Source organism: Sphingobium sp. B2, assembly GCF_007693735.1.
GTDB classification, from domain to species: domain Bacteria; phylum Pseudomonadota; class Alphaproteobacteria; order Sphingomonadales; family Sphingomonadaceae; genus Sphingobium; species Sphingobium xenophagum.
In genome coordinates this window covers 1,940,350-1,955,072 of the sequence record NZ_VDBZ01000001.1, presented here as the reverse complement: position 1 = coordinate 1,955,072, position 14,723 = coordinate 1,940,350, and the positions used below count along the sequence as shown (strand labels likewise).

The following is a 14,723-nucleotide window of genomic DNA, read 5'->3' as shown; positions in this document are numbered from 1 at the left end:
ATTCGCATCAGCCCATGGAGGGGTTTTCCGGCACTTTCGTTTCACTTGGAAACGGAACAACAGACATGGAGAGGTGTGGCGCGGCGCGCCGCCCTGAAAGGCTCATAATATGCAGGGAGCCTCTTCATGTCCGACCTATTTTCCGCCCGCCTGTCCATTCGCGCGCTGCTGCTCGCCTGCGCGGCGGGCACACTGACGCCGGTGGCCTTCGCGCAGGAACCGGCCGCCGACGACGAAATGAACATCACCGTCACTGGCCGCCGTATTTCGCAATCGTCCGAAGCGATTGGCGAGGATAAGGTCAGCAATGTCGTGGCGGTCACGCGGGAAGCGCTGCTGTCGGCCCCTTCGGGCATTTCGGGCCTGAAAATGCTGGAGCAGTTGCCCGGTTTCAACGTCCAGACCGACGGCGCTCTGGGCCTGTATGAATTTGGCAACAGCGTGCAGACCCGCGCCTTCAACCTCGACCAGATCGGCTTTGTGGTCGATGGCATTCCGACCGGGCGCAGCGACGCCTTTGGCGGCAGCCCGGTATTCCGGTACGTCGACAATGAAAATCTGGGCGTCGTGGAAGCCGCGATCGGCGCGGGCGACGTCAGCCTGCCCAGCTATTCGACGCTGGGCCCGGTCATCCAGTATAACAGCATCGCGCCACAGGAAGAGATGGGCCTGTTCGTGTCGCAAAGCTTTGGCGATCAGGATCTGCGCCGCACCTTCATTCGCGCGAGCACGGGGCGGGTCGGGCCGTTTACGGCCTATGTCAGCCGCACCAAGCTGGACACGGAATTGTGGCGCGGTCCCGGCACGGTCGATCGCGAGCATTGGGAAGGGCAGATTCACGCGGACCTGGGCGGCGACAGCTGGGCGCGGTTCAAATTCGTGTCGAACGACTTTTTCGATTATGACTCGCCCACGATCAGCCGGGCGCAATATAATTGCACGGTTCGGAATGCGCTGGGCCAGTGCGGCCGGAATTTTGCGCTGATCGAAAATGTGCCCAACACAACGCCCGGCTTTGCGCCATTGGCGACCGCGCCCGGCGTCTATTATTCGAACGCCGCCTATACCGCTGTCTATAATCTGGCGATCAACGTGCGGAAGGACAAGCTGTATGGCGCGACCTTCCATGCCGGGATTGCCGAGGGCGTATGGGCGGAATCCACCCTCTATTGGGAGGATAAGGACGGCTATGGCGTGTCGCCCGACGGCTATGCCAACTCGCTGGGCCGCTACACGCCGCAGGCGCAGGCGGGACTGCCCGTGGTCGCGCCCAAGGGCGTGCAATATGGCTTGTCGGGCGTGGGCGGTGACCGGTACGGCATTACCAGCAAGCTGCATTGGGAGATGGGCACCAACACGGTCGAGGCGGGCGTGTGGGCCGAAGTCGATAAATATCATCGGACTCAGGCACGGTATAATACGGTCGGCGGCGCGCCCGATGGCGCACCCAATCTGGATGAACTGGTCTATCTGCGCCGCGATTATCGGACCAAGCGCGATACGCTTCAGATCTTCCTGAAGGATACGCTCAAGCTGGCGGATGATCGTTTCATCATCGATGTCGGCTTCAAGGGGCTGAACCTGGACTATGTCCATAACGGCTATCGCGAATTTGACGATTTTTATCGCGTCGTCGGCGGGGTTGGCGTGCCCGGCTATGGTCCGCAGATCAACACGGCGCACTATAGCGATTTCTTCCTGCCGATGGCGGGGCTGCTCTACAAATTTGACGAGCGCACGCAGGTCTTTGCCTCCTACGCCGAAAATATGGCGCTGCCCAAGGGGCTGGACGACATCTATTCGGTCATCCGCCCCGGCGGCGGGCTGGTGCCGCAGCCTGCGCCCGAACGATCCAAGAATATGGAACTGGGCATCCGCACCAACCAGGGACAGCTTTATGCGTCGCTGGCGGCATTCTACACCAAATTTGACAATCGCATCCAGTCGATCACCAGCCTGATACCGGGCGGCGGCCTGGCGACCGAAACCTTTTTCCAGAATGTCGGCCGGGTCCGTTCCTATGGCGTGGAATTTGCCGGAACCTATAAGCCGTCCTTCCTGAACGGACTGGCCTACGGCAATCTGAACGTCACCTATAACAATGCCAAGTTCAAGGATGACGTGCCCGCGGCGACGCCGATCCTGATCGCCGACAAATATATCCCCGACAGCGCCAAATGGATCGTCAGCGGCGGCGTGACAGTGGAGCCGGCGAGCTGGCTGGTGGCCAATATTTCGGGCAAATATACGTCCAGGCGCTGGTCGACCTTCACCAACTCGCCCGGTTCCAGCGTGTCGGGGTTCACCGTGTTCAGCGCTTATGTCGATATTGGCGACGGCATCAGCTTTGGTCCGGTCAAGGGGATAAAGGTGCGCGCCAATGTCGACAATCTGTTCGACAAGGATACGCTGTCCTATATTTCGCCGGTGGTGACGGGCGACGGCTTCTTCCGACCGCTGTCGCCGCGCACGTTCCAGCTGACCATTTCGGGTGAAATCTGATGCGGAGGACTTTGGTGATGGGGGCAGCGCTGGCGGCGCTGCTTGCAGGTCCGGCGTCGGCGCAGGCAGTGCCCAAGAAGGTGCAGCAATTGCACCGGAAATTACTGACGCTCGACAGTCATCTCGATACGCCAGCCTCTCTCGATCTGCCGGGATGGTCGATCGACGAGGAGCATGACGTCCATCTGGATTATACCCAGGTCGATCTGCCGCGCATGAAGAAGGGCGGGCTGGATGGCGGTTTCTGGGCGATCTATACGAGCCAGGGACCGCTGACGGTCGAGGGTTTCCACAAGGCGCGCGATTTTGCGATCCTGCGCGGCGTGTCGATCCGCCAGATGGTGGCGGCGGACCCGGCCAATTTTGCGCTGGCGCTGGAAGCCAAGGACGCAGCGCCGATCGCGGCGGCGGGCAAGCGGGTCGTCTATATGTCGATCGAAAACGCCTATCCGCTGGGTGAGGATGTGTCGCTGCTCCAGACATTTTACGATATGGGCGTGCGGGTGGTGGGCTTTGCCCATTTCGCGCACAACCAGTTTGCCGACAGTTCGACCGACCCGTCGAAAAAGCCGCGTTATGGCGGGCTTAGTCCGCTGGGCAAGGAATTGCTCAAGGAGATGAACCGGCTGGGCGTGGTGCCCGATGCGTCGCATAGCTCAGACCAGGTACTGGACGATCTGCTGGCGCTATCGACCACGCCGGTGCTGCTCACCCATTCGGGGTGCAAGGCGATTTATGACCATCCGCGCAATATTGACGATGATCATCTCAAGGCGCTGGCGGCGAAGGGCGGCGTCATTCAGATGAACGCCTATGGAAGCTATCTGAAAGCATCCAAACCCAACCCGGACCGGCAGAAGGCGATGGGCGCGCTATTCGCGTCGCTGCGCGAGGGTGGGACGATAACGGCCGAGAAGCGCGCCGAACTGCTGGCCAGGCGGCAGGAGATCGACCGGCTCTATCCGGAAACCGACCGGGCGACCTTCGACGATTTCATGACGCATATGCTGCACGCGCTGAAGGTCGTGGGGCCGGACCATGTCGGGATCGGCGCGGACTGGGACGGCGGCGGCGGCGTGGTCGGGATGGAGGATGTGGTCGACCTGCCCAGGATCACCGACGCGCTGCTGAAGGCGGGCTATAGCGAGGCGGACGTCCAGAAAATCTGGTCGGGCAATGTGCTTCGCGTGCTGGCGGCGGCGGAGGCCGGGAAGGGGAAGTAGATACTGCCCCCGTCATCCTGACGAAAGTCACGATCCAGGGCGCAAGACTCAGCGCGTGCCGCCCTGGATCCCGGCATTCGCCGGGATGACGAATATGCTTATTTCCCCTCCAGCATTTCGATCATCAGCGAGAAGTCGCGGCCTGCTTCGCCCCGATTGGCGAGCAGCTGATAGAGGGCTTCGGCGGCATTGCCCATCGGTACCGACGCGCCGACCAGCGCGGCGGCTTCGGTGGCGAGCTTCAAATCCTTGAGCATCAGGCCGACGGCGAAGCCGCCCTGATAGCCATTGTCGGACGGGCTTTGCGGGCCGACGCCGGGGACGGGGCAATAGCTGGTCATCGACCAGCTCTGGCCCGACGAGACGCTGCTGATGTCGTAGAAGGTCTGGGGATCGAGGCCCAGTTTCTTTGCCATGGCGAAGGTTTCGCAGGTGGCGACCATGGTGGCGCCCAGCAGCATGTTGTTGCAGATTTTCGCCGCCTGGCCATTGCCTGCGCCGCCCGCGTGGATCACTGCCTTGCCCATGGCGGAGAGGATGGGCTTGGCCTTGGCAAAGGCGGCATCGGTACCGCCGACCATGAAGGTCAGCGTGCCGCCATTGGCGGCCGCGATGCCGCCGGAAACAGGGGCGTCGACCATGTCGAAGCCGCGATCCGTCGCTGCATCAATGACGCGGCGGGCGGTCGCGACGTCGATGGTCGAGCAGTCGAGGAAAAGGGCGCCCGGATTGGCCGCGCCATAGACTTCACCGGCATAGACGCTTTCGACATGCTTGCCCGCAGGCAGCATGGTGACGACGGCGTCAGCGCCGGTGGCGGCGTCGGCGGCGCTGCTGGCGCGGATCGCGCCATGGGCCTGCGCCTTGGCCAGTGCATCTTCCGACAGGTCGAAGGCGCGGACGGCATAGCCGTTCTTGATCAGATTGGCGGCCATGCCGCCGCCCATATTGCCAAGGCCGATGAAGGCGATCGTCTGGGTCATGATGGCATTTCTCCTGCTTAACTTCGCATATTTCCCGGTAAATCGGACATATTCTTGCGTGGCCCTGATCCTATCGGAAAGCGGCCGGTATCGGGCAGGCAAGGCGCGCCGGGATCATAACGGGCGTCTGCCATGTAGGACAGCTTACCCCCCTTTAGGTCGCGACGTCGGGCAGCGGCGTCCATTGCCGGTCGGCGGGCAGGGGCGTGAAAATCGCGTCGATCATCGCGTCGCTCACCTGCTCCAGCGTCGCCGGCGTCCATTGCGGCTTGTTGTCCTTGTCAAAGATCAGCGCGCGCACGCCTTCGACAAAATCGGGGCGGCGGATGATCGCACAGGCCAGGCCATATTCCATCACCATGTTGGACGCGAAATCGGGCTGGGCCGCGCCCTCGATCAACTGGCGCAGCGCGACTTTGATCGTCTGGGGGGATTTGGTGGCGAGGGTGGCGCGCTGCTTGGCGGCCCATTCGCCACCGTCGGCGTCAAGCGCGGCGACGATCTCCTCCGCCTTGTTCGAGGCGAAGAGGCGGTCGATGTCGGGACGGGCAGCGTCGAGCTTGGAAGGGGGCGGGGTCTGCGCGGCAGCGTCCAGAATGGCGGTCAGGCTGGCGGGATCGGCCAGGATACGCGCCTTCACATCGTCCAGCGTGTCGGACGGCATATAATGGGTGGCGATGCCGATGGCGGCGCAATCGGCCCCGTCAATCCGCGCGCCGGTGGCAGCCAGCCATGCGCCGACCCGGCCGGGCAGGCGGGGCAGATACCAGCCGCCGCCGACGTCGGGGAACAGGCCGATGCCGGTTTCGGGCATGGCGAAAGTCGTCCGTTCGGTCGCGACGCGGTAGCGGGCGGGGAGGGAGATGCCCACGCCGCCGCCCATGACGATGCCGTCGATGAAGGCGACGATCGGCTTTTCATAGACGAACAGCAGATGGTTCATGCGATATTCGAGATGGAAGAAGCGTTCAGCCTCCACGCAATCGGCCTTCGCGCTGTTGGCGATAAGGGCGATGTCGCCGCCCGCGCAGAAACCCCGCCCTTCGGTATGATCGATCATCACCGCGGTGACGCTGTCATCGGTGCGCCAGGCCAGCAACGCGGTGTTGATCGCGTCGCACATATCGGGCGTCAGCGCGTGGATCGCCTTCGGGCGGTTCAGGCGGATGCGGCCGATATTATTTTCGATGAACGTCAGGACTTGGTCGGTCATGTCTCTCTCCTGCCTCTCCCCGGCGGGGAGAGGATACGAAGCCTTGGCGCGGCACGCGCCTAGGCGAAGTTGGAGAGGGGGTGCGCCGCGTTGGCCCTGTCCCCCTCTCCCAGCTACGGCTAGGCAGCACGCTGCCAAGCCTTCGCAACCCTCTCCCCCACGGGGAGAGGGGGGTTAATCCCGCAACATATCCCGCGCGACGATCATCCGCATGACCTGGTTGGTGCCTTCCAGGATGGAATGGACGCGCAGGTCGCGCCAGAAGCGTTCGATGGGATAATCCATCAGATAGCCGTAGCCGCCATGCAGTTGCAGCGCGCGGTCGACAACCGACGATCCGGTGTCGGTGGCGAAACGTTTGGCCATGGCGGCAAAGCGGGTCTTGTCGGGCGCGTTTTCGCTCACCTTGACAGCAGCGGCGTAGAGCAGGGTGCGGGCGGCCTCCAGCTCGGTCTGCATGTCGGCCAGGGTGAATTGGGTATTCTGGAAATCCGCGATGGACTGGCCGAACTGCTTGCGGTCCTTGGTATATTGGACAGCCTCGTCGATGCAGCGCTGCGCGCCGCCCAGCGAACAGGCGCCGATGTTGAGGCGGCCGCCGTCCAGCCCCGCCATGGCGATGGCGAAGCCCTGACCCTCGCTGCCGACAAGGTTGGCGACGGGGACGCGGACGGCATCGAAATTCACCTGCGCCGTGGGTTGGCTGTGCCAGCCAAGCTTGCGTTCCTGCGCGCCGAAGCTGACGCCGGGCATATCCTTGTCGATGACAAGGCAGCTAATGCCTTTCGGCCCATCCTGACCTGTACGGACCATGACGACATAGACTTCATTTTCGCCGCCACCGGAGATGAATTGCTTGGAGCCGGTGACGACATAATGGTCGCCATCGCGCACCGCCTTGGTCTTGAGGCTGGCGGCGTCGGACCCCGCGCCTGCCTCTGTCAGGCAGTAGCTTGCCATGCGGTTCATGGGGATGAGATCGGGAAGATAGGCGTCCTTGACCGCCTGCCCGCCAAATGTGTCGATCATCCAGGCGGCCATATTGTGGATCGAGATGAACGCGCTGGTCGAGGGGCAGCCATAGGCCATGGCTTCCATGATCAGCGCGGATTCGAGCCGGCCAAGGCCAATGCCGCCGGACGCTTCGGAGACATAGATACCGCCAAAGCCCAGTTCCGCCGCCGCGCGGATCGTGTCGCGCGGGAAGATATGCTTCTCGTCCCACTCCGCCGCATGGGGCGTGATCGCGTCGGCGGTGAAGCGGCGGGCGAGATCCTGGATTTCGCGCTGGTCGTCGGTCAGGTCGAACTGATTGGTCATTGCCTTACCCTAAATTGCCGTCATGCCGGACTTGATCCGGCATCCAGAGCGTCATGGGTCGCGCCTGGAACCCTGGATCCTGACTTTCGTCAGGATGACGATGATTGGCTTGATTCGTCATCCGGAGCATCGCAGCATTGCCCTATGGATCGTCAACCTGCCGCTTATATCATGGCCAGTGATCGCAACGGGACGCTTTATATCGGCGTCACGTCCAACCTGATGGCGCGCATCCATCAGCATCGCACGAAAGCCATGGACGGATTCACCGCGCGATATGATGTGAACCGTTTGGTCTGGCTCGAGATGTGCGACACCATGGAAGTGGCCATTGTTCGAGAGAAACAGTTGAAGAACTGGAAGCGGAAATGGAAGCTCGATCTGATCGAGGCAGGCAATCCCCGCTGGCGCGATCTTGCCGAGGATCTGGGGTTCGATCCACTTTCACCGTCATCCTGACTTTCGTCAGGATGACGGTGAAATAGGGCTTACCCCATCGTCGGGATGACAAAGGCGCTGTCGGCCGATGCGCCGCCGTCGGGCCAGCGCTGCGTGACAGTTTTCACCTTGGTCCAGAACTTCACGCCTTCCATGCCGTGCTGGTTGGTGTCGCCAAAGGCCGAGCGTTTCCAGCCGCCGAAGGTGTGATAGGCGACCGGGACCGGGATCGGCACGTTGATGCCGACCATGCCGACATCGACGCGGGCGGCGAATTCGCGGGCGGCGTGGCCGTTGCGGGTGAAGAGGGCGACGCCGTTGCCATATTGATGCTTGCTGGGGAGCGAGACCGCTTCCTCGAAGCTTTCGGCGCGCACCATTTGCAGCACGGGGCCGAAAATCTCTTCCTTGTACGCGCTCATGTCCGTGGTGACATGGTCGAACAGGGTGGGGCCGACGAAGAAGCCGTCCTCATGACCCTGAAGCTTGAAGCCGCGCCCGTCGATCACCAGTTCCGCGCCTTCATCGACGCCGGTCTGAATCCAGTTTTCGATCTTCTGCTTGTGCGCGGCGGTGACGACCGGGCCATAATGGGCTTCGGCATCGGTCGAGACGCCGACGCGCAGCGCCTCGATCGCCGGGATCAGCTTTTCGCGGAGCGCAATCGCGGTCTTTTCACCCACCGGGACGACCACGGGGAGCGCCATGCAGCGTTCGCCAGCCGAGCCGAAGGCAGCGCCCGACAGGTCGTTGACGACCTGATCGAGATCCGCGTCGGGCATGACGATGCCATGATTCTTCGCGCCGCCCATTGCCTGGACGCGCTTTCCGGCGGCGACACCGCGATTATAGACATAATGGGCGATGTCGGACGAACCGACGAAGCTGACGCCCTTGATGTCCGGATGGTCGAGGATGGCGTCGACCATTTCCTTGTCGCCCTGGACGACCTGCAAAATACCTTCGGGCAGGCCCGCTTCCAGGAAGAGTTCGGCCAGGCGGACGGGCACCGACGGATCGCGTTCGGAGGGTTTCAGGATGAAAGCGTTGCCGGTCGCGATCGCGACGCCCGACATCCACAGCGGGATCATGCCGGGGAAGTTGAACGGGGTGATGCCAGCGCCGATGCCGATCGGCTGGCGGAAGCTGTAGACGTCGATGCCCGGCCCGGCGCCCTGGGTATATTCGCCCTTCAGCACATGGGGGATGCCGCAGCAGAATTCGATGACTTCCAGACCACGCTGAATGTCGCCCTTCGAATCCGCGATCACCTTGCCATGTTCGGAGCTGAGCAGGTGCGCCAGTTCGTCCATATTGGCTTCGACCAGCGCCTTGAAATTGAACATGACGCGGGCGCGGCGCTGCGGGTTGACGGCGGCCCAGGCGGGCTGCGCCTTCTTGGCGGCTGCGACGGCAAGGTCGAGCAGCGCAGCGTCGCCCAGCGCGACGCGGGCCTGAACCCCGCCATTATTGGGATCGAACACGTCGCTGTAGCGCGTGGGCTGTGTATCGTGGACGAAGGCGAGCTTGTGCGAAATCTCACGCATGGGGAGGCATCCTCTCGGTTAATGGCGGCCTTCTAGTCTGGTTGCGTTATTGCAAGCAATGGGGAAGTCTTGCATAGCCGCGCTGCAAATATGCAGGTGGTGGCGGCAATGTTCGATTGGGATGATCTGCGCGTATTTCTGGCGGTGGCGCGGGCGCGCAAGGTCGCCCCGGCAGCGCGTTCGCTGGGGATCGACGCGACGACCATCGCCCGGCGGCTGGCGCGGCTGGAAAAGGCGCTGGGGGCCGAACTGTTCGAGCTTGGCGTTGGCGAACGGACGCTGACGGCGCGAGGGCAGGAATTGCTGGGCCATGCCGAAGCGGCGGAAAGCGCGGCGCTGGCGGCGATGGAGGATGCGCAGGGGCAGGAGCATCGGCTGGCGGGGCAGGTGCGTTTGTCGGTGGCGGAAGGGTTCGGCACTTGGGTGCTGGCGCCGGGCATGGGCGATTTCAACCGGCGGCATCCGGGCATAAGGCTGGACCTGATCACCGCGTCGGGCTTTCTCAATCCGTCCAAGCGAGAGGCGGACATGGCGGTGATGCTGGCGCGGCCGCAGCGCGGGCGGCTGCTGGTACGGCGGCTGGGGGATTATCGGCTGCACCTCTATGCATCGCCCGATTATCTGGCGCGGGCGGGGCGGCCGGGCCGGGCGGCGCAGCTGCGGGACCATACGCTGATCGGCTATGTGCCCGAATTCATCTTCTCGCCCGAACTGGATTATCTGGACGAAGTGGAGGCGGGGCTGGAGGCGACATTGCGATCGACCAGCATCATCATGCAGCAGCGGATGATCGCGGAAGGGGCGGGGATCGGCGTTTTGCCCGACTTTATCGGGCGGCGCGACCCTGCGCTGGTGCAGTTGATGCCCGATCAGGTGGAGATCGTCCGCAGTTTCTGGCTGGTCATGCATGGTGACCTGCGCAAGCTGGCGCGGATCGCGGCGGTGGCGCAATGGCTGCAGGAGCGCATCGACACATTGTCCGGCCATCGCGATGGACATTCGCTGGCCTGAAGGCTCCCGCCCGTCGGGTGACACCACCGGACGGAAATCGCTCATAAAGCCAATCGACGGGGCGGCTCCGGCTCGTTAAGGGAGTCGGGATGGATAGAGAGCGGTCGCATTTCGCCCATGCAGCATAAGCCCAAGCGGAGCCGGGCAATCGCTTTGCCGCGCGCGGAGTTTCGCGCCCGCGCCACCGAATATCTCGATTTTCTGGCGGCCTGGGTGCAAAAGCCGCGCCAGACCGCTTCGGTCGTGCCGAGCAGCCGCTATCTGGCGCGCTTGATGGTGGCGCAGATCGACCCGACCGATGGCCGGGTGCTGGAGCTGGGCGGGGGCACGGGCGTGTTCACGCGTGCGATATTGGGGACCGGCCTGCCACCCGAAAAGCTGGAGGTGGTGGAGATCAACCCGGCCTTCGCGCGTGGGTTGCGGCGGCATTTTCCCAATGTTTCGGTGCTGGAAACCCCCGCGCAGATCGTGTCGACGGCGGCGGCGGGAGAGCCGGGCACCTATCAGACGGTGGTGAGCGGCCTGCCGCTGCTGGCGATGGACCGGCACGTGCATTATGATATTTTGTCCGAATCCTTCCGCATGTTGCAGCCGGGCGGCAGTTTCGTGCAATTTACCTATTCGATGCGCCCGCCGGTGAGCCGCGACGTGATCGACGCGCTGGACCTGGATGTCGAGCGCGCCGGACAGACGGTACGCAACTTTCCGCCCGCAACGGTATTCCGGTTCACGCGCCGCGGCGCATAGAGGGTGGTAGATAGGTTGCGTTTGGCAATCGGCTTCCTATCTTTGCCGCAACGCAAAAGGGGCAAAGCCACCCATGGCATCCATCATTGAAATTGAAGGCCTGACCAAATCCTATGCGTCGGGCTTCAAGGCGCTCAACGGCGTCGACCTGACCATCGAGGAAGGCGAGATTTTCGCGCTGCTGGGGCCGAATGGCGCGGGCAAGACGACGATGATCTCCATCATCTGCGGCATAGCGCGGGCGAGCAGCGGCCGCGTGAAGGTGGCCGGGCATGACATTGTGCGCGACTATCGCGGTGCGCGCGCGGCCATCGGGCTGGTGCCGCAGGAATTGTCCACCGACCAGTTCGAACGGGTGATCGACACGGTGACGTTCAGCCGGGGTTTGTTCGGCAAGCCGCGCAATCCGGCCCATGTCGAGAAAATATTGCGCGACCTGTCGCTGTGGGACAAGCGCAACGCCAAGATATTGGAACTGTCGGGCGGCATGAAGCGCCGGGTGATGATCGCCAAGGCGCTGAGCCATGAGCCGCGCGTGCTGTTTCTGGACGAGCCGACCGCGGGCGTGGACGTGGAGTTGCGCCGCGACATGTGGAAGCTGATCGGCCAGTTGCGCGAAACCGGCGTCACCATCATCCTGACCACCCATTATATCGAGGAGGCCGAGGAAATGGCCGACCGGGTGGGGGTGATCAACCGCGGCGAGTTGATGCTGGTCGAGGACAAGACCGCGCTGATGAAGAAGCTGGGCAAGAAAACGCTGACCGTCGTGCTGGCCGAGCGGCTGGATGCGGTGCCGGCTGAACTGGCGGAGTGGCAGGTGACGCTGAAAGGGGACGGCCAGGAGATCGAATATATTTTCGATACGCAGGCGGAGCGGACCGGCGTGTCGTCGCTGCTGCGGCGGCTGGGCGACCTGGGCATCGGGTACAAGGATCTGAATACGGCGCAGAGCAGCCTGGAGGATATATTCGTGGCGTTGGTGCATCAGGAGAAAGCGGCATGAGCCTGTCCAACCTGCGCGCCATTGCCGCCATCTACAAATTCGAGCTGCACCGTTTCCGCCGGACGCTACTGACCGGGTTGCTGGTGCCGGTGATTACGACGACGCTCTATTTCGTGGTGTTCGGCGGGGCGATCGGGTCGCGAATGACGGAGGTGGACGGCATTCCCTATGCCGCCTTCATCGTGCCCGGCCTGATCATGATGGCGATGTTCACCGAAAGCATCTTCAACGCCAGTTTCGGCATCTACATGCCCAAATTCACCGGCACCATCTATGAATTGCTGTCCGCGCCCGTATCCGCGACCGAGACGATCATCGCCTATGTGGGGGCCGCGGCGACCAAGTCGCTGATCATCGGCACCATCATCTTTCTGACGGCCCATCTGTTCGTCGACGTCCCGGTGGCGCACCCGTTGGCGATGGTGGGCTTCATGATCCTGATCGCCGTCAGCTTCTGCCTGTTCGGCTTCATATTGGGCATATGGGCGCAGAGTTTCGAGCAGTTGCAGGTGATCCCGATGCTGCTGATCATGCCGATGACGTTTCTGGGCGGCGCCTTTTATTCCGTGCAGATGCTGGCCGAGCCGTGGCGCACCATCACCCTGTTCAACCCGATCGTCTATCTGATCTCAGGGTTCCGCTGGACCTTCTTTGGCAAGGGCGATGTGGGCATCGAGTTCAGCCTGATCTTCGTCGCCGGGATGCTGACCATCTGTCTGGGGATCATCGGCTGGATGTTCAGGACGGGCTATCGCCTGAAGAAGTGAGGGGGAAACACCTACCCGTTCGTTTCGAGCGAAGTCGAGAAACCTGCGCGCAATGTTTCTCGACTTCGCTCGAAACGAACGGTGTGTAGTGGGCAACCGCCCGCCAATCAGGCGGCGGCGCTCTCCGGCGCGACGGCGAACAGGGTGACACCCCGATATTTGTCGTCATTCTGGTCGTAGAGGCCGTGCATCGCCTCAAACGGTTCGTCCAGCACCTTGATGTCGGACAGACCCACCAGCTTGAAGGTGCCGAGTTTGAGTTCGCGCGGCGGCCTGCCGTCGCGGTCCACGGTCACGGCGTCGATGAACATTTCATCATGGCGCGTGTAGAGGATGTGCGGGGCCAGGGTGACGACCATCTTGTTGTAGGTCACCAGCAGGCACTTCTGGAGCGCGATCGCTTCGAAAATCTCGGTCGGGGCTTGCATAATGACGCATATCTGACCGATTTGTCCGATTCGATCAATTGCTTTGTGCGCTGCACCATTGTCCTGCAACGCAATCCTGTCGGCGTTACACCAGCCCCAGCCGCTCCCGCAGGCTCCAGCGCGTGACCAGCAGGATGGCGACGGACCCCAGACCGGCGGCCAGGCCCAGCCAGATGCCCAACCCAGCCATCCGCAGCGGAAAGGCAAGGATGGCGCCAACGCCAATGCCGACGAGCCAATAGCCGATCATCGCGAAGATCATCGGCACTCTGGTGTCCTGCACCCCGCGCAACACGCCAGCGCCCACCGCCTGCGCTGCGTCGACCAGTTGGAATAATGCGGCGACTGCGAGGAAGCTGACAGCGAGCTGGACGGTGCGAGCATTGGCGGGATCGTGCAGGTCGAGAAAGGCCGAGACGAGCGTGCGCGGCATCAGGATGAGGGCAAGCGCCGCGCAGCAGGCAAAGCCGGTGCCAAGGAAGAGGGCGAGCCAGCCCGCCCGGCCGACGCCCGCGCGATCATGGCGGCCATAGGCAAGGCCGACGCGGATCGTCGCTGCCTGGCCGATGCCCATGGGGACCATGAACACCAGCGCCGCAATCTGGATCGCGACGGCATGGGCGGCGAGCGAATCGCGGTCGATCAGGCCCATGAGCAGGGCCGATGCATTGAACACCGTGGTTTCAAACCCCAGCGTAATGGCAATAGGCAGGCCCAGCGCCCAGACCTGCCGGTGGCGTTCGCGGTCGCGCGTCCAGAAGCGGCCGACCAGCCAGTAGCGGCGAAAGCGGCGGTCGATCAGGATGACCGCGAGCAAGCCGAAGAAGAGGAAGCAGGAGGAGGCGGTGCTGGCCAGCCCGGCACCGAACAGGCCGAGCGGGGGAAACCCCAGATGACCGAAGATGAGCGCCCAGCCCGCCAGGATATTGAACGGGATGGCGGCCAGCATGATCAGCAGACCCCAGACCGGGCGCTCCAGCGCGGCGATGAAGGTGCGCAGCGTGGTAAAGCCCAGGAAAGGCAGCAGCGCCCATTGCAGGCCGCGCATCAACCGGCCCGCGCCATGGGCAAGATCCGCGTCCTGCCCCATGGCGAGCAGGATCGCCTCGCTCTGCCACAATATCGCCCAGGCGGGGATGACGAACAGCGTGGCGGCGCGCAGCGTTTGATGAACGGTGCGGCGCACGTCGCGCACCGAATGGCGGCGGCGGCCCCGTTCGCTGGCGATCAACGGCGATGCGGCAGTGACCAGCCCCATGCCGAACAGCAGCAGCGCATGAAACAGGTTGATGGCGAGCGCGCCCGCCGCGACGGCCTCCGCCCCCAGGCGGCCCAGCAGCAGCAGATCCGTCGCGGCAATCGCCGACCAGGCGATATTGCCCGCGATCATCGGCAGCGCGAGGGCGACAAGCGCGGCGGCTTCGATACGCCAGGGGGAGGGGTGGATGAGTGCCATGTTTCTGCGCCGGGAGGATATGGGCTCCGTTCGCCCTGAGCCTGTCGAAGGGGCGTCCTCCTTCTCAGGAAAGACAGGGCTT

Annotated in this window: 13 protein-coding genes; 7 read left to right on the top strand and 6 right to left on the bottom strand. The window is 63.2% G+C overall.

Annotated features, from left to right (window positions below):
* Positions 1-126 precede the first annotated feature (126 nt).
* Both FE851_RS09395 and FE851_RS09390 read left to right on the top strand, forming a co-directional pair.
* Positions 127-2,502 (top strand): TonB-dependent receptor, encoded by a 2,376-nt coding sequence (locus tag FE851_RS09395; RefSeq protein ID WP_145201891.1) that lies wholly within the window; start codon positions 127-129, stop codon positions 2,500-2,502.
* Positions 2,502-3,725, top strand: coding sequence for a dipeptidase (locus tag FE851_RS09390; RefSeq protein WP_145201888.1), 1,224 nt, complete (start codon positions 2,502-2,504; stop codon positions 3,723-3,725). Before FE851_RS09395 ends, FE851_RS09390 begins: the two co-directional genes overlap by 1 nt.
* Positions 3,726-3,823: 98 nt before the next feature.
* Here the strand turns inward: FE851_RS09390 and mmsB are convergent, their stop codons facing one another.
* The 3 genes from mmsB to FE851_RS09375 form a co-directional block, all read right to left on the bottom strand.
* A complete protein-coding gene (mmsB, locus tag FE851_RS09385; RefSeq protein WP_261370886.1) occupies positions 3,824-4,810 on the bottom strand; it encodes a 3-hydroxyisobutyrate dehydrogenase in 987 nt (328 codons plus the stop codon).
* A gap of 52 nt (positions 4,811-4,862) precedes the next feature.
* A complete protein-coding gene (locus FE851_RS09380) occupies positions 4,863-5,921 on the bottom strand; it encodes an enoyl-CoA hydratase/isomerase family protein (RefSeq protein ID WP_145201884.1) in 1,059 nt (352 codons plus the stop codon).
* A gap of 174 nt (positions 5,922-6,095) precedes the next feature.
* Complete coding sequence (locus tag FE851_RS09375; protein ID WP_130752211.1) at positions 6,096-7,241, bottom strand: acyl-CoA dehydrogenase family protein; 1,146 nt, start codon at positions 7,239-7,241, stop codon at positions 6,096-6,098.
* A gap of 144 nt (positions 7,242-7,385) precedes the next feature.
* Between FE851_RS09375 and FE851_RS09370 the strand changes: the two genes are divergently transcribed.
* On the top strand, positions 7,386-7,700 hold the full coding sequence (locus FE851_RS09370) for a GIY-YIG nuclease family protein (RefSeq protein WP_145201881.1): 315 nt from the start codon (positions 7,386-7,388) through the stop codon (positions 7,698-7,700).
* Positions 7,701-7,729: 29 nt separating this feature from the next.
* Here FE851_RS09370 and FE851_RS09365 read toward each other — a convergent pair whose 3' ends face one another.
* On the bottom strand, positions 7,730-9,226 hold the full coding sequence (locus tag FE851_RS09365; protein ID WP_130752213.1) for a CoA-acylating methylmalonate-semialdehyde dehydrogenase: 1,497 nt from the start codon (positions 9,224-9,226) through the stop codon (positions 7,730-7,732).
* Positions 9,227-9,334: 108 nt separating this feature from the next.
* Here FE851_RS09365 and FE851_RS09360 point away from each other — a divergent pair, with 108 nt between their 5' ends.
* The 4 genes from FE851_RS09360 to FE851_RS09345 all read left to right on the top strand — a co-directional run bounded on the left by FE851_RS09360 (position 9,335) and on the right by FE851_RS09345 (position 12,757).
* Entirely contained in the window at positions 9,335-10,237 is a 903-nt protein-coding gene (locus tag FE851_RS09360) for a LysR family transcriptional regulator (RefSeq protein WP_145204290.1), read from the top strand.
* Between the two features lie 117 nt (positions 10,238-10,354).
* Positions 10,355-10,984 carry a class I SAM-dependent methyltransferase gene (locus FE851_RS09355; protein WP_130752214.1) on the top strand — a complete coding sequence of 210 codons (630 nt, stop codon included), beginning with the start codon at positions 10,355-10,357 and terminating at the stop codon, positions 10,982-10,984.
* Between the two features lie 73 nt (positions 10,985-11,057).
* Positions 11,058-11,990: an ABC transporter ATP-binding protein gene (locus FE851_RS09350; RefSeq protein WP_145201878.1), complete on the top strand. Its 933-nt coding sequence runs from the start codon at positions 11,058-11,060 to the stop codon at positions 11,988-11,990.
* Positions 11,987-12,757 (top strand): ABC transporter permease, encoded by a 771-nt coding sequence (locus FE851_RS09345; protein ID WP_019051452.1) that lies wholly within the window; start codon positions 11,987-11,989, stop codon positions 12,755-12,757. Before FE851_RS09350 ends, FE851_RS09345 begins: the two co-directional genes overlap by 4 nt.
* Positions 12,758-12,864: 107 nt before the next feature.
* On the opposite strand, the gene FE851_RS09340 is transcribed toward FE851_RS09345, so the two are convergent.
* Positions 12,865-13,185 (bottom strand): hypothetical protein, encoded by a 321-nt coding sequence (locus FE851_RS09340; RefSeq protein WP_017182045.1) that lies wholly within the window; start codon positions 13,183-13,185, stop codon positions 12,865-12,867.
* An 85-nt stretch (positions 13,186-13,270) separates the two neighbouring features.
* Positions 13,271-14,641, bottom strand: a complete 1,371-nt coding sequence (locus FE851_RS09335) for an MATE family efflux transporter (RefSeq protein WP_145201875.1) — start codon at positions 14,639-14,641, stop codon at positions 13,271-13,273.
* Positions 14,642-14,723: the final 82 nt, after the last annotated feature.

Coding starts and splice junctions, on each gene's coding strand:
- FE851_RS09395 (WP_145201891.1), top strand. CDS start 127: ATGTCCGACCTATTTTCCGCCCGCCTGTCCATTCGCGCGCTGCTGCTC.
- FE851_RS09390 (WP_145201888.1), top strand. CDS start 2,502: ATGCGGAGGACTTTGGTGATGGGGGCAGCGCTGGCGGCGCTGCTTGCA.
- FE851_RS09380 (WP_145201884.1), bottom strand. CDS start 5,921: ATGACCGACCAAGTCCTGACGTTCATCGAAAATAATATCGGCCGCATC.
- FE851_RS09375 (WP_130752211.1), bottom strand. CDS start 7,241: ATGACCAATCAGTTCGACCTGACCGACGACCAGCGCGAAATCCAGGAT.
- FE851_RS09370 (WP_145201881.1), top strand. CDS start 7,386: ATGGATCGTCAACCTGCCGCTTATATCATGGCCAGTGATCGCAACGGG.
- FE851_RS09365 (WP_130752213.1), bottom strand. CDS start 9,226: ATGCGTGAGATTTCGCACAAGCTCGCCTTCGTCCACGATACACAGCCC.
- FE851_RS09360 (WP_145204290.1), top strand. CDS start 9,335: ATGTTCGATTGGGATGATCTGCGCGTATTTCTGGCGGTGGCGCGGGCG.
- FE851_RS09355 (WP_130752214.1), top strand. CDS start 10,355: ATGCAGCATAAGCCCAAGCGGAGCCGGGCAATCGCTTTGCCGCGCGCG.
- FE851_RS09350 (WP_145201878.1), top strand. CDS start 11,058: ATGGCATCCATCATTGAAATTGAAGGCCTGACCAAATCCTATGCGTCG.
- FE851_RS09345 (WP_019051452.1), top strand. CDS start 11,987: ATGAGCCTGTCCAACCTGCGCGCCATTGCCGCCATCTACAAATTCGAG.
- FE851_RS09340 (WP_017182045.1), bottom strand. CDS start 13,185: ATGCAAGCCCCGACCGAGATTTTCGAAGCGATCGCGCTCCAGAAGTGC.
- FE851_RS09335 (WP_145201875.1), bottom strand. CDS start 14,641: ATGGCACTCATCCACCCCTCCCCCTGGCGTATCGAAGCCGCCGCGCTT.